Annotated in this window: 13 protein-coding genes; 2 read left to right on the forward strand and 11 right to left on the reverse strand. The window is 39.7% G+C overall.

Annotated features, from left to right (window positions below; all coding sequences use genetic code 11):
- Positions 1-22: 22 nt before the first annotated feature.
- Entirely contained in the window at positions 23-1,825 is a 1,803-nt protein-coding gene (locus QMA12_RS20620) for an EAL domain-containing protein (protein WP_290211310.1), read from the reverse strand.
- A gap of 396 nt (positions 1,826-2,221) precedes the next feature.
- Positions 2,222-2,686 carry a tRNA (uridine(34)/cytosine(34)/5-carboxymethylaminomethyluridine(34)-2'-O)-methyltransferase TrmL gene (gene trmL, locus QMA12_RS20625; protein ID WP_087534383.1) on the reverse strand — a complete coding sequence of 155 codons (465 nt, stop codon included), beginning with the start codon at positions 2,684-2,686 and terminating at the stop codon, positions 2,222-2,224.
- Positions 2,687-2,794: 108 nt separating this feature from the next.
- Between trmL and QMA12_RS20630 the strand changes: the two genes are divergently transcribed.
- Complete coding sequence (locus QMA12_RS20630; protein ID WP_290211311.1) at positions 2,795-3,703, forward strand: cation diffusion facilitator family transporter; 909 nt, start codon at positions 2,795-2,797, stop codon at positions 3,701-3,703.
- Here the strand turns inward: QMA12_RS20630 and QMA12_RS20635 are convergent.
- Genes QMA12_RS20635 through QMA12_RS20645 form a run of 3 tightly spaced genes read right to left on the reverse strand, consistent with a single transcriptional unit; the run spans position 3,676 to position 6,705 of the window.
- The gene (locus QMA12_RS20635) at positions 3,676-4,620 is read right to left on the reverse strand and encodes an alpha/beta fold hydrolase (RefSeq protein ID WP_290211312.1); all 945 of its coding nucleotides are present in this window, start codon (positions 4,618-4,620) and stop codon (positions 3,676-3,678) included. The two genes, QMA12_RS20630 and QMA12_RS20635, sit on opposite strands and share 28 nt — an antisense overlap.
- Before the next feature lie 2 nt (positions 4,621-4,622).
- Positions 4,623-6,038 carry an ATP-binding protein gene (locus tag QMA12_RS20640; RefSeq protein ID WP_087534380.1) on the reverse strand — a complete coding sequence of 472 codons (1,416 nt, stop codon included), beginning with the start codon at positions 6,036-6,038 and terminating at the stop codon, positions 4,623-4,625.
- The gene (locus tag QMA12_RS20645) at positions 6,016-6,705 is read right to left on the reverse strand and encodes a response regulator transcription factor (protein WP_290211313.1); all 690 of its coding nucleotides are present in this window, start codon (positions 6,703-6,705) and stop codon (positions 6,016-6,018) included. Before QMA12_RS20645 ends, QMA12_RS20640 begins: the two co-directional genes overlap by 23 nt.
- A 177-nt stretch (positions 6,706-6,882) precedes the next feature.
- Here QMA12_RS20645 and QMA12_RS20650 point away from each other — a divergent pair, with 177 nt between their 5' ends.
- Positions 6,883-7,416: a Spy/CpxP family protein refolding chaperone gene (locus QMA12_RS20650; RefSeq protein ID WP_290211314.1), complete on the forward strand. Its 534-nt coding sequence runs from the start codon at positions 6,883-6,885 to the stop codon at positions 7,414-7,416.
- A 67-nt stretch (positions 7,417-7,483) separates the two neighbouring features.
- On the opposite strand, the gene QMA12_RS20655 is transcribed toward QMA12_RS20650, so the two are convergent.
- The 6 genes from QMA12_RS20655 to QMA12_RS20680 form a co-directional block, all read right to left on the reverse strand.
- On the reverse strand, positions 7,484-7,900 hold the full coding sequence (locus tag QMA12_RS20655; protein WP_290211315.1) for a hypothetical protein: 417 nt from the start codon (positions 7,898-7,900) through the stop codon (positions 7,484-7,486).
- 154 nt (positions 7,901-8,054) lie between these two features.
- Positions 8,055-9,287, reverse strand: a complete 1,233-nt coding sequence (gene arsJ, locus QMA12_RS20660) for an organoarsenical effux MFS transporter ArsJ (RefSeq protein WP_290211316.1) — start codon at positions 9,285-9,287, stop codon at positions 8,055-8,057.
- Positions 9,288-10,298, reverse strand: a complete 1,011-nt coding sequence (locus tag QMA12_RS20665) for an ArsJ-associated glyceraldehyde-3-phosphate dehydrogenase (protein WP_290211317.1) — start codon at positions 10,296-10,298, stop codon at positions 9,288-9,290.
- Between the two features lie 20 nt (positions 10,299-10,318).
- The gene (locus QMA12_RS20670; RefSeq protein WP_290211318.1) at positions 10,319-10,810 is read right to left on the reverse strand and encodes a dual specificity protein phosphatase family protein; all 492 of its coding nucleotides are present in this window, start codon (positions 10,808-10,810) and stop codon (positions 10,319-10,321) included.
- 12 nt (positions 10,811-10,822) lie between these two features.
- Positions 10,823-11,839: an ACR3 family arsenite efflux transporter gene (gene arsB, locus QMA12_RS20675; protein WP_290211319.1), complete on the reverse strand. Its 1,017-nt coding sequence runs from the start codon at positions 11,837-11,839 to the stop codon at positions 10,823-10,825.
- 15 nt (positions 11,840-11,854) lie between these two features.
- Entirely contained in the window at positions 11,855-12,694 is an 840-nt protein-coding gene (locus tag QMA12_RS20680) for a metalloregulator ArsR/SmtB family transcription factor (protein WP_290211320.1), read from the reverse strand.
- Positions 12,695-13,053: the final 359 nt, after the last annotated feature.

Below are 13,053 nucleotides of genomic sequence, written 5' to 3' on the forward strand. Positions count from 1 at the left end.
TGTTTTGCACTGCGCTTTTTTGTTAGTTATGTATAGAGTTCGTGGTTTTTATTAGGCTATGTTTTGTGATGAATGATGGTACTTTTTCAGCGCGAAGCGGGCGGCTATAGTAATATCCTTGCATGATACTGCAACCCATGACATGTAACATATAAGCTTGTGATTTAGTCTCTACCCCTTCTGCAACTACATCAATATGCAAGTATTTTGCTAAACGGATAATCGTTGCGGTGATGTTTCTATCTTGTTCACTTTCGGTGATGTCTTGAATAAAGGATCGGTCTATTTTTAAGGTATCAATCGAAAAGCGTTTAAGGTAGCCCAAAGAAGAATGTCCAGTGCCAAAATCATCAAGCGCAATAGTAAAGCCTAACGCTTTAATGCGATTCATTTGCTGTTGTGCAAATTCAGGGTTGTCCATCATCGCGCTTTCGGTTATCTCAAGTTCTATACAACGAGCGGGTACATCAAATGTCGCTAAACACTCAGTGAGTGTTTCAACTAAACTGGTTTGTTGAAAATGCAATGCTGATATATTTATCGCAACTTTACCAAAATCAATACTCTCTGAGCGCCAAGCTTCTAACTGTTTAAATAGTTGCTTCATCAATAAGGCAGTGAGAGGAATAATTGCACCGTTTTGTTCTGCCAAAGGGATAAACTCGACAGGGCTGATTACAGTACCGTCAGCTTGTGGCCAACGCACTAAAGCCTCAAAACCGTGGAGCTGATTTTTTTCAGCATTAAACTTAGCTTGATAAAATAATTCAAAGTCGTTGTTAGTAATAGCATGGAAAAGCGCACTTTCTTTGCTTAACTCATTTGGGTCAATGGTATGTTTAGCTTCGTCAAAAAATTGATAATTATTGTGGCCCATTTTTTTTGCGTGGTTGAGTGCACTGTTAGCGCTACGCATAATTGCTTCGCTGGTGTAGCCATTTTCAGGGTAAGCAGCAATACCACAACATGCTGAAATATAACTTTCAATACCGTTAAGCATAAAAGGAAGCTGAAACTGCTTTAATATCTTGTCAGCTTGTTTTTTTGCATAAAATATTGTTTTATCAGAGTAAAGGTAAGGTGGTATTAGCACCGCAAACTCATCGCCACCTAGGCGGGCTATGGTATAGCCAGAGTCTAAACTGGTTGTTAGCCGTCTGCCAACTTCTTTGAGTAGTTCATCACCAATACAGTGTCCCAGTGAATCATTTATCTTGTTAAAGTTATCTAGATCAATAAACAGAATCATTAAGCTTGGGTATTTATTATTGCAGCTTTCTATCGCTTTATTTACCGACTCTATAAATATAGCTCTATTAGATAGACCCGTAATAGAATCCTTAGTAGTCAGTTTGAGCATGGCTCGTTCATTATTTTTACGTGCAGTCACATCTGAAAATAAACCGATGTAATGCGTTTTGTTTTTACGTAAGTGAGATGTGGTTACCTTGGTAATTGATAAATCAAGTGCATAAGGCTGACCATCCTTACGTAGGTTCCAAATCTCACCAGACCAATAGCCATCTGTTTCAAGTTCATCGTAAATCAGGTTTTCTAGTTTTTTGTCTCGCCCTTGCTGGGTGAATACTTTAGGTTTTTTTGCAATGACATCTTCGAGTTTATAGCCACTGATCGTTGTAAATGCCAGGTTTACTACGGTGATCTTAAAGTTTTCGTCTGCTATCCAAATAGCGTCTTTTGATTGGGTCATTAATGCAGTCACTAAATCCTGTTTAGCATTGCTTTTTAATCTATAAACAATTAATAAAATGATAACGAGGAAAGCCAGAGCAATTAGTAAATATTTAGTTAGAGGTGAGAGCATGAAACCTGAGTTGAAGTTATTTGTAGTTGAAGGAGAGGTTAGTTGATTTTTGGTTACCGCTTGAGTTGAACTTGCAATTGACCTGTTAAATAAATTGAGCACGTAATCCTTTTGATGTAGAGAGGTATTTACAGAAGCGCTAAAAATAGTATTGTTTTTAAATACGCCTGTGCTGGCCATTAAAGAGGCACTAAAAAGTACAGAACATAAGCAACTGATCAACAAGAGTGAGCGCATTAAATACCATCAGTAAATGAAAAAGAACAACCCTGATATTAGTTTAGGAAATGCGTTATAGCGAATAAGAGAATATGAAATTAATTAAAGTGGTACCGTTGCAGTTAAAATAATACATTAGCGCCATGCACAGACGCTAAGTTTTAAGCGTAAGTTAGTTTATTGCGCGTTAGGGAAGCCCAATTGACGCCATGATTCATATACAAATACGGCAACGGCATTAGATAAATTCATACTACGGCTGTTGGCTTGCATTGGAATACGCACACGCTGTTCACCGGGTAACGATTGTATGAGTTCATCTGGTAAGCCGCGAGTTTCAGGGCCAAAGACTAGGCAATCGCCGGCTTCATAGCTGGCTTGATGATGAAATTGGCTGCCTTTAGTGGTGCATGCATATACTTTTTTGGGTTGGCATTTTTCAAGGTAGGCTTCAAATGAAGCATGGCGCTGTACGTTACTAAACTCGTGATAATCAAGGCCAGCTCTTTTTACTCGTTTATCGTCCCACTCAAAGCCTAAGGGCTCTATAAGATGAAGTGAGTATCCGGTATTTGCGCACAAACGGATAATATTACCCGTATTTGGCGGAATTTCAGGTTGGTATAAAACGATGTCGAGCATGAAGGTGCCTTATTATAAGCTAATTTTTTACTCTTATGAGTATACACTAAACATTTTAAAAAAATGATATACTCTGTTCATAAGAGTTGCTTACGTATAGGTAAAAAAGTGCATCATCGCAGTTATGAATTTTGGGTGAAAACCGCCAGTGCGGTCACTATGGTTATGGTTAGCCTGATGATCGCAGCTAAATGCTGGGCATGGTTGGCGTCGGGCTCTGCATCTATGCTTGGCTCGCTGACAGATTCATTAATGGATATAACGGCATCTGCGATGAGCTTTTTGGTATTAGGCTATGCCCTTAGGCCTGCTGATGATGATCACCGTTTTGGCCATGGCAAAGCAGAAGCGCTAGCAGGGCTTGGTCAAGCAGCATTTATTGCCGGATCTGGTTGTTTGTTGGCGTTTCATGGTGTTGAGCGGTTATTTAATCCTGTAGTGCTAAGTCATTCAATGTTAGGAGTATGGGTGAGTATTTTTGCGATTGCTTGTACCCTCGTAGTGGTGTTTGTTCAAACAAAAGTTGTCAATCATACCGATTCAATAGCGATTAAAGCCGACTCCGTACACTATAAGGGCGATATTATTTTAAATGCTGCTGTGCTGGTGGCTATTTTATTAGCGCAAAATGGGATGCAGTACGCCGATCCATTATTCGCAATTGGTGTAGCGGGTTACTTACTCTATAACAGTTGGGACATAGCCCGCCAAAGTGCCGATCATTTAATGGATAAAGAATTACCAGACGAAGAAAAAAGCCAGATAGTTGAGATTGCAAACAGTCATGGTGACGTATTTGGTGTCCATGATGTACGAACTCGCCAAGGGGGTAAAGTAAAGTTTATTCAAATGCATTTGGAGCTTGAAGATACTTTACCGCTAATTAGAGCGCACTACGTGGCAGACGAGGTAGTGGCTATGATCAAAGCACAATTTGACTGTGAGATGGATATTTTGATCCATCAAGATCCACTATCACTGAGCCAAACTCAAGTTAGTGAGCCGCAAAACTCATAAAAGCGTGTTAGCACGGCCTTGCGAATTTTGTCTTGTTCAAACAGTAATTCATGTTTTGCATTACTAAACGTTTCTAAAATAGCCGTTTTTTGCTTATGGGTAATGATATGTTGAGCTTGGTTATCCACCACGGTATCCAATTGGGCACTGGCAATAAACATAGGCACGGGGAGCGTTAACTGCTCTATGCTTGTAATAAACGTAAAAGCGGCATTAAGCCAGCCATAGGTGACACCACCTAACTGAAGACTCGGTTCTTTATGGTATGTTTTACGAAAAAGTTGATAGCGAATCTCGCTGCTTGTTAGGCTATTTATCGCAAACTCTTCAGGCTTATAATCCCCTTGGCCAAACGCATACAGCGTATTTAGACCTAATAAACAGGCAATTTTAGCCGCTAATTTGGCAAGGGGTTTTGGTGTGCCTTTGGTGTAAATATCAAACATTGGCGCTGATAAAAATACGCCACTGTAGTTATTTTCAAACCGAGCTAGATAATCAAATGCAATTGCCCCGCCCATCGAATGGCCAAGCATGATTTTTTTACCCTGCCAAAATTGTTTAACTATTTGGCTATCAAATAAATCGAGATCTTGAGCATAGTCAGAAAATTGCTTTACAAAGCCTTTATGAGGATTTGCTAAAGCACGGTAGGAGCGTCCCTGACCTTGATGATCAACAATAAACACGGCATAGTTATTTTTATATAATTCCCACAGTAGCTCTTGGTATTTATCGAGCCCTTCGATACGACCTGAGCTAATAACCACTGCGGTATGTGCGTGCTCTGGTATCGCAAAGCCATAATATAAATCACCATTGGCTGTTGCTAAGTGCTGTTTAGTTACCTGCTGGGTAAAAAAATCTGCAATGTCTTGTTGCTGTTCTAGCAGGGTTTGCTCTGAGCTATAAAACATAGTTATTGTTGCTTCTTAATGGGTAAAACAATTTTAACGCTAAGACCGCTCTGTTTCTGATTATGCAGGGTTAAGCTACCTGAATGCGCCGTAATAGCGTTTTTAGCAATTGCTAAGCCTAGGCCAGTGCCACCGCTTGTTCTATCTCTGGCATCTGATTGCCTAAAGAAAGGCTCGCATAATCGGGTTAAATTAGCAGGTTCGACACCTGGGCCATCATCATTTATTTCAATGTTAATGGTCTGTGTTAATGCTAACTTTATGGTGATGGTATGCTCAGCGTATTTAATAGCATTACGTAATACATTTTCCAGGGCGCTGGCGATAAGGCTTTCATCACAATAAATATCTAGGTTAAGCTCACCTTCAACCAGTAAAGTTTTATTGCATTGCTTAGCTTCAAACTGGGCGTCGTTAAGTACATGATTAATAATAACTTGCATTGATTGTTTATGTAATGACAAAGTTTGGCTTTTGGCTTCTAATCGCGAAACTTGCAGTACGTCGGCAATCATTTTATCAAGTTGATTTGCCTCTTTTTCTATCCGCTCTAAATATGTTTGGTTTGTATCAGATGCTTGCATTTGCGCAAGGCCCGTTGCCATTTTTAAGCGTGTGAGAGGGGAGCGTAATTCATGAGAAATATCAGCTAACAGACGCTTTTGCGCTGTAACTAATTGTTCAATTTGGCTGGCCATACTGTTAAAGTCTCTGCCTAAAATCCCTAGCTCATCCCGTCTATTTTCATTTATAATTGCGCGAGCAGTTAAGTCTCCTTTTGAGAGCTTTATTGCTGCTTGCTTTAAGTGGTTTATGGGGGCGATTAAGTTACGGCTAAAAATAAAGCTCAGGGTCAGTGAAGCGAGCAAGGCAATTGTGGTCTTTAGCCAAATTGGCATTAGCTTTAAGCGTATTAAAAACGGTGCTGGGTGGCTTTCATCGATTTCGTAAAGGTAGAACGTCCCCTCCGGTAGGTTTACCATAACGGGGCCAAACGCTTGATAGCTTTCTGTGAAGATCACTTGCGGCGACATAGTCTTAGTAAAATTGAGTATGTTTAAATCCACATCATCAGCAGGTAGGCGACTGGTTAATGAGTTTTCTGCTTGATCAGAGTTTAAATAGAGTAATTTGCGCTTGGCTAGTCGAGGATGATTTAATATTTCAGCTGCCGTTTTTTTGTGTTTTATGGCACTGCGTTCAATACTTTTGGCTGTGTACTCAAGATTTTTTTTCATTGGGCCACGCAACTCTTCGGTGCTTACTTGATTCGTAGCAATGTTACTTAAAAAGATCAAAGCGGTGATCGTGCCGATAACGGTTAGCCAAAACCAGACAAAGATTTTAAAAAATAAAAAGTCTTTAGGGTGCTTTAACCAAGCCAAGCGGGTGTTCTTACTCTCCGCGGATGAAGACATAGCCTGTCCCTCGCATAGTTTTAATGCGTTCAGAGCTATTATACTCTGCAATTTTTTTACGAATATTGCTGACATGCATATCGATTGAACGATCAAAAGAGGCTAAGCGTCTGCCCAGCACTTCTTCACTAATTTGTTCTTTACTTACTACTTCGCCAGCATTTTTTACTAATAAAGCCAGTACTTCATACTCTGTGCCAGTTAGGCTGAGCTCGTTGTTGTCAACATAAGCTTCGCGTGCTGCAAGGTTAATAATAATATTATTAACGGTTAGCTTATTAGAGCTTGTGTTGCTCAAGCTTGCGATATGTTCAATGCGACGGGTAATCGCTTTTACTCGAGCGAGTAATTCCCGATGATTAAAAGGCTTAGGAATATAATCATCAGCACCGAGCTCAAGGCCAAAAATGCGATCGAAATCTTCGCCTTTTGCAGTAAGCATTATCACTGGGGTTAACTTTTTTTGTCTTAACTGTTTGAGAACTTCAAAGCCATCAAGTTTAGGTAGCATGACATCAAGTAAAATAAGCGCGTAGTCGTGCTCAAGTGCTTTTTTTAGTCCTTGCTCTCCGTCATGAACACACTCAACGGTGTAGCCTTGCGCTGTTAGGTACTCGCTCAGGAGTTCGCATAACCCTGTATCATCATCAATCATTAATAATTTCATTTAGCCAACCTCGCTATGCTGCAATAACTACATTTTACCCAGTAAAGTGTATAAATGGTAATCTTTACATAACCTTTACACTCATTTGCGTTGCTTTGCATTGCAGTTGTTATAGTTCACTTACTCGCTAAGGCAGCAGCCAGAGTGAATAATACTCCCAACCAAGAGGTAATGATTATGATCACACGTAAACTAACTAAACTAGTGTTAATCTGTGGATTAGCAACAGCAACACTTGGTACAGGTGTTGCTATGGCAAAAGGTGGTATGCATCATGGTAAAGGCATGCATGAAGCACGTTTCTTACTTTCTGAGCGTGGTGCTAAAAAGCTAGATTTAACGCAAGCACAGCAAACTGAGCTAAAAGCGGCCTTTGATGCTCAAAAAGAGCAAATGAAAGCGATGCGCGCTGATAAAGAAACGCGTAAAGCTGAGCGTGAAGCATTTAAAGCAAAAATGGACGTGCTATTAGCTAAGTCAACATTTGATGAAAATGCAGCGCAAGAGCTGATTAACTCACGCGAAGCCAAAGCCGAAAAATTTGCTATGCAAAAACTTAAAATGGAACATACAGTTTGGCAAATCTTGAATGCTGAACAACGTGAAAAGTATAGTAAAATGAAAAAACGTTTTGCTAAAAAAATGAAAGATAAAGGCCATAAAAAAGGTAAACGTGGCGATAAAAAAGCAGGTGAAGCAACAAAAAGTTAATATCAACTATTAATTTTTAAGCTCAACGGTGACAAGGCGAAAGGTAACTTTCGCCTTTTTTTGTGTATTAAGCACTGTGATTGAACAACAAGCCTGAACTGGTGTTTCCTGATGACGAAAATAAACTCCCCATTAGCGTTGATACATTCTTTTTAACGCTTAATTGTATAGCAACCAATTCCTCATCTAACTCTTGCTGTAATTCGCCAATTTGTGTTTGTTGATCTGCTTTTGTTAGGCTGGTGTCTGCTTCAAGTACACGTATTTTTTCTTGTAGTGTTTTTATGTTTGTAATCATTTGTTGCTGAGTGGTTTGTGCCGTTTCATCAGTATTCGTATCATTTTGCGCGGTGTTTTCATCGGTATCTTTTGCCGCAACTGATGAGTTATCTTCAGCTTGGTCCACGGGTTGTGTTCCTGCTTGGCTTTGCTTTAACATGTTTGGATCAGTAATTAATGATGAAGGTATATTGGTTAGATTCATTGAGCGTCCCGTGCGACTATAAATTGACGTGTTTTTTAATGTCAAAAATAATGCATTAATCGTTCCATATTCGGGGAATTTAGTAAGGTGTTAGTTGTTTTATTTAGAAAATGCAAAGCCCTACATAGTCAACACCATGCAGGAATGGATTGAATTATTGTGCCGTTACTTCGGCTTGTTGTGGCAATGCCAGTGACAGCAGGGCAGCTAAGGCGATAAATACGCTTGAGATCCATAAACAGGCTTCAAGTCCATATTGCTGATACACCCAGCCCGAAAGTACTGTGCCTATTAATCGGCCCATGGCGTTGGCCATGTAATAAAAACCTACATCCAGAGACACGCCATTACTGTCGGCAAGGCTGACAATTAAATAACTATGTAATGATGAATTAATGGCAAAGACTGCACCAAATATTAGTAAGCCGATAATAATGGATGCCTGTATATAAAAATCAAAATGTAGAGCTAGGGCAATAAGTGCAGGTATTGCTGTTAGATAGCTGGCCCACAAAAATGCGCTGCGGCCACTTGGGACTTGCCCTGACTTTCTACCGGTAAAAGAGGGGGCAAAAGATTGCACTATGCCATAGCCAATCACCCAGCTTGCCATAAACCCACCAACCCACCAGTGATCCCAACCAAAGGTTGCGGCTAAAAACACAGGTAGGGCAACTACAAACCAGACATCTCTAGCACCAAATAAAAACATCCGTGCAGCGGAGAGCACATTAATGGCTTTGCTTTTGGAGAACAGCTCACTAAATTTGGCTTTACTTTTAGCTTTGCCTAAGTCTTCTTTTAAAGCAAAGATACTAAATAGCCAGACGGAGCTGAGCATGCAAATCATACTAAGAATTGCACCGTGGAACTCTAATAAGGTAAGCAACAAACCACCTAAAAAGAAGCCAACCCCTTTAAGTGCATTTTTAGAGCCGGTTAAAATAGCCACCCATTTATATAGCTGGCCTTGCGCATCTTTTGGTACAAGGAGTTTAATTGCACTCTTTGCACTCATTTTATTGAGATCTTTTGCTACTCCAGATAACGCCTGTGCTGCCATAACATAAATAACAGTGAGTGCGTCAACAGGTACCATGAGCATAGCTAAAGAAACTATTTGTAAGCCCAAGCCAATGTTCATGGTTTTATTAAGACCGAATCGAGCGCCAAGCCATCCGCCTACTAAATTAGTGATTACCCCAAAAATTTCATAAAACAAAAACAGCATCGCTATGCTGAGTGGACTGTAACCAAGCTGGTGGAAATACAACACTACAAGCATGCGTAGTGCGCCATCAGTAAGGGTAAACGCCCAATAATTACCGGTAATTACTAGGTATTGTTTTATTTGTGGCGGAAGTGCTTTTAATCGATCCACGCTCAACTATTCCTTATCGGCTAGGCCAACTTTACGTACCAGCTCTGCTGTACGATTTGCATAACCCCACTCATTGTCGTACCACACGTAGAGTTTCACTTGTGTGTCGTTGATCACCATAGTTGATAGTGCATCTACAATGCTTGAGCGAGGGTCGGTTTTATAATCGATAGAGACAAGCGGGCGTTCTTCATAACCCATGATGTCTTTTAGCTCACCAGCTGCGGCATCTTTAAGTAAAGCGTTTACTTCATCAATAGAAGTGCCACGTTCAAGCTCAAATACACAATCTGTGATTGATGCATTCGTTAGTGGGACACGAATAGCATGGCCGTTTAATTTACCTTTTAATTCAGGGAATATATGTGTAATGGCCGTTGCTGAACCTGTTGTTGTTGGAATTAAACTCGTGCCACATGAGCGCGCACGGCGTAAATCTTTATGCGGCGCATCAATAATTGTTTGGGTATTGGTAATGTCATGAATCGTGGTGATTGAGCCATGTTTGATACCAATTTTTTCATGAATAACTTTAACCACAGGCGCTAAACAATTAGTTGTACACGATGCCGCGGTAACTATTGGGTAAGTTTCTTTGTTATAAAGGTAGTCGTTCACACCCATTACAATATTTAAAATACCGTCTTCTTTTACTGGGGCTGTTACAACAACGCGCTTTACACCCTGATCAAGGTAGGCTTGTAATAAGGCTTTGGTTTTAATTTTACCCGAAGCTTCAATTACTACATCACAGTCTGACCAATCCGTGTCTTGGGTTTTTGTGTTTTGCGTAAAAGCTATGGTTTTACCATTTATGATAATAGTATCGTCAGTATGGCTTGCTTCGTGGTGCCATTTACCGTGCACTGAATCAAACGTCATTAAATGTGCAAATGTTTCAGCGTTACCAGCAGGATCGTTAATATGTACGATTTCTATATCATCCCAATCGAAAGCAGCGCGCATTGATAATCGACCCATCCGGCCAAAACCATTTATACCTACTTTAATAGTCATTGTTTATTCCTTAATACTGATTATAACTGCGAGTTAAAATAATTTAGTTGGTGTGTATTTTTTAACGCATTTGGCCTAATGTTTTGGACTTGTTTAATTATCTCGTCAGTAGGCATGCCATGCGCTAATAAAATAAGGGCTATTACTAAGCCCGTTCTACCTGAACCTCCTTTACAGTGTACGGCGATAGTGGCTTGGTTTTTTACTGCGTTGGCAATGGTGCTTTTATGTTCTTGCCATTGTGTTGCAAATTCCTGTGCTGGCGCTGCATCATCTAAAATTGGCAGCTGCAACCAAGTTATATTGTGCAGCTTGCACAATATTGGCAGTTGATCGGCATTGTTTTTTGCAAGCTCTTCATCGTGCATCAAGGTGAGTATTATATTCGTACCAGCTTGTTGCAATGTGATAACTGACTCTTCAAGCGATGCTTCTTTACTGCCAGGGCAAGGTGTAAAAATAAGCTTTGCGCCATTGTCTAAAATTAATGTGTCATATGGGTGACGTTGCATCTGTTATTCCTTTTATTTAAACCAATGTTGGGTGCGATTTATAATGACAACTAGCGATAACATCACGGGTACTTCTACTAATACACCAACAACCGTTGCTAATGCTGCACCAGAATGTAAGCCAAATAATGAAATAGCCACAGCGACAGCGAGTTCAAAAAAGTTTGAGGTGCCAATTAAGCATGAAGGCGCTGCTATTTTTTGCGGCAGCTTCATCCAAATAGCCGCAGCATACGCAATAACAAAAATGCCGTAGGTTTGAATGATCAGTGGAATAGCAATTAATACTATTGTTTGCGGCTCTGCCAGAATTGTATTCGCTTGAAAACCAAATAGTAAAACCACCGTTGCTATTAACCCAACCATAGGCCAAGGTTTTAATTTGGCTAAAAATTGTTCAAGCGCTTGCTCATCTTTACCTTTACTTAAAGCCTTACGTGTTAGCACGCCAGCAGTTAATGGCAATAATACATATAACACCACTGATATAAGTAATGTCTCCCATGGCACTTGAATATCACTAACACCTAATAACAAGGCAGAAATAGGTGCAAATGCAAAAATCATGATGACATCATTCACAGAAACTTGAATTAACGTGTAGTTAGCATCACCTTTTGTGAGTTGTGACCATACAAACACCATGGCTGTGCAAGGTGCAACACCAAGTAAAATCATACCTGCTATATATTCTTGTGCAGTTTGTGCATCAACCAAATCGGCAAATACAAAGTTAAAGAATAGCCAACCAAGCGCAGCCATAGTGAAAGGCTTAATAAGCCAGTTAATGATCAGTGTAAGCACTAAGCCTTTTGGGTTTTTACCAACATCTTTAATAGATGAAAAATCTATTTGCGCCATCATCGGAAAGATCATCACCCAAATGAAAACAGCGACAGCAATATTCACATGAGCTATTTCAAAGTCAGCAATCATTTGAAATACATCAGGTTGCCACAGGCCAAGTAAAACACCAGTAATTATGGCTAAGCCAACCCAAATAGATAAGTAGCGCTCAAAAATTCCCATTATGATCTCCTATACTTAGCGGCAAAAGTCAGTTTTGCTTGGGCGGTTATGCATATTAGCGAGGTTATTTAGATTATTTGCAATTAGTGTGAGATTGTTTTCAGTTGTTTCACTGATCACTTTTTTTATCCATATAGGTAGGTCGGGATTGATTTTATAGAACACCCATTGGCCATGCTTTCTATCTGTGATAATTCCCGCTCGTTTTAATACAGCTAAGTTACGCGACACTTTTGGTTGGCTATCTTCTTGTAGCGCTTCCATCAATTCACATACACATAGTTCACCGTGATAATTAGTAAGCATCAGTGTTTTTAGGCGTATATCATCAGTTAAGCACTTGTAAAAGGAAATAGGATCAATAGTAAGGTTATCAAGTTCAGAGATTTGTTTATCAATACGTAGGCTTGATGCTGCCTTACCATTTGGTTGATCTTTGCCTTCTAAAAGTAAGAACATCGACAAGCGATTATTTAATTCACTTAATGTGGTAGCGAAAGGGTTATTACAGCATCGCTCTTTAGGGTCTGGAAAGTCCCAAGCTAATTGTGTTTTAGCGCCAGGGAAGTTACGGCATTCTTTATTTGCTTTATCACAAAGGGTAATAACAAAATCAAATTCTTGACCTGAAAATTCATCAACATTCTTTGATTTAAGGTTATTAATAGTCAAACCAAACTTTTCAAGCGCATCTAAGGTACGAGGGTCAATCATTTCTGGTGACGTACCAGCACTGTAAGTATCAAATAGATCGCCCGCTTTGTGGCGAAGTAACGCCTCAGCCATTTGTGAGCGAGCAGAGTTACCAGTACAAAGGAATAAAACCGAACGCTTAGTTGAAGTTTGATTACTCATAAATAATGCCTCATATAAAACATGCAATAAAGTGTATATTCGTTATTGCATATATTCAAGTGTGGATATGCTTTTAAATGAGTGTTTTTAGTTTCAAAAGAGTGATAATTGACCAATCATGAAGTTAACTTGATTTTAGAGGCTTCTTTATAGCGAGTTTAGCTGTGTTTTTACGCTGTTCGTTTGAAAAACATACCAAATGCCAATTAATTGCAAATAACTTTAAAAAACGCTTGCGTAAAAATCTGTTCTCCCTATAATGCGACCCCACTGAGACGGCAGAGCAGGCAACGCTTAGCGAGGCAAGCAGTTAATCAGTAAGTTGAGTAAAACTTGAGTTTAGATTTTTTAAAAAGTTT

This window comes from Pseudoalteromonas sp. APC 3893 (genome assembly GCF_030408095.1).
In the GTDB taxonomy this organism is placed as follows: Bacteria; Pseudomonadota; Gammaproteobacteria; order Enterobacterales; family Alteromonadaceae; genus Pseudoalteromonas.

Excerpts from the sequence above, each read along its gene's own strand:
- QMA12_RS20620 (WP_290211310.1), bottom strand. The coding sequence starts at position 1,825 with ATGCTCTCACCTCTAACTAAATATTTACTAATTGCTCTGGCTTTCCTC.
- trmL (WP_087534383.1), bottom strand. The coding sequence starts at position 2,686 with ATGCTCGACATCGTTTTATACCAACCTGAAATTCCGCCAAATACGGGT.
- QMA12_RS20635 (WP_290211312.1), bottom strand. The coding sequence starts at position 4,620 with ATGTTTTATAGCTCAGAGCAAACCCTGCTAGAACAGCAACAAGACATT.
- QMA12_RS20640 (WP_087534380.1), bottom strand. The coding sequence starts at position 6,038 with ATGTCTTCATCCGCGGAGAGTAAGAACACCCGCTTGGCTTGGTTAAAG.
- QMA12_RS20645 (WP_290211313.1), bottom strand. The coding sequence starts at position 6,705 with ATGAAATTATTAATGATTGATGATGATACAGGGTTATGCGAACTCCTG.
- QMA12_RS20650 (WP_290211314.1), top strand. The coding sequence starts at position 6,883 with ATGATCACACGTAAACTAACTAAACTAGTGTTAATCTGTGGATTAGCA.
- QMA12_RS20655 (WP_290211315.1), bottom strand. The coding sequence starts at position 7,900 with ATGAATCTAACCAATATACCTTCATCATTAATTACTGATCCAAACATG.
- QMA12_RS20665 (WP_290211317.1), bottom strand. The coding sequence starts at position 10,298 with ATGACTATTAAAGTAGGTATAAATGGTTTTGGCCGGATGGGTCGATTA.
- QMA12_RS20670 (WP_290211318.1), bottom strand. The coding sequence starts at position 10,810 with ATGCAACGTCACCCATATGACACATTAATTTTAGACAATGGCGCAAAG.
- arsB (WP_290211319.1), bottom strand. The coding sequence starts at position 11,839 with ATGGGAATTTTTGAGCGCTACTTATCTATTTGGGTTGGCTTAGCCATA.
- QMA12_RS20680 (WP_290211320.1), bottom strand. The coding sequence starts at position 12,694 with ATGAGTAATCAAACTTCAACTAAGCGTTCGGTTTTATTCCTTTGTACT.